Genomic DNA, 476 nt, shown 5'->3' with positions numbered 1-476 from the left:
CCGGCCTCGTGGACGATCCCGCCGCCGGGGCAGACCGGTTCCGGGGCGCGGGGCCGAGAGTCCGGACCGGGCCGCAGGTCGGCCGCGGCCGCCGCGTCGACCGCCTCCTCGATCCGTCGCGCGTGCGCGAGCGGGCCGGACGGCCACGTCCGTATCCTGCGACCGGTCTCGGTCGTGATGTCCACCACCCCGTCCCGATCCACCCTGTACCGCCATCCGGAGAACGTCTTGAGTCTGTGGTGGGTCCGGCACAGGCAGATGAGGTTCCATTCCACGGTCAGGCCACCGCTCCGCGGATCCTCGTGCAGGAACGGGATCACATGGTCCACGTCGCAGCGGTCGGCCGCGACCGAGCACCCGGGGTGGCGGCACGTCCCGTCGCGGAGCCTGATCCGACGCCTGAGCCAGCCGGGAATCGAGTACCTGAACTCCGCGCCCCGGTCGGCGTCGGCGCGGCCGGTGAAGACGGTCTCGAA

General features: G+C 72.7%; 1 protein-coding gene. It reads right to left on the bottom strand.

The annotated features are described in order from the left end of the window. A partial coding sequence (locus B4M60_RS08235) for an HNH endonuclease signature motif containing protein (RefSeq protein WP_291082111.1) occupies positions 1 to 476 on the bottom strand: 476 nt, incomplete at both ends.

Source organism: Dietzia sp. UBA5065, from assembly GCA_002415925.1.
Taxonomy (GTDB): Bacteria; Actinomycetota; Actinomycetes; order Mycobacteriales; family Mycobacteriaceae; genus Dietzia.
The sequence above is the reverse complement of the archived record's forward strand: the minus strand, read 5'-3'. Positions and strand labels throughout refer to the sequence as shown.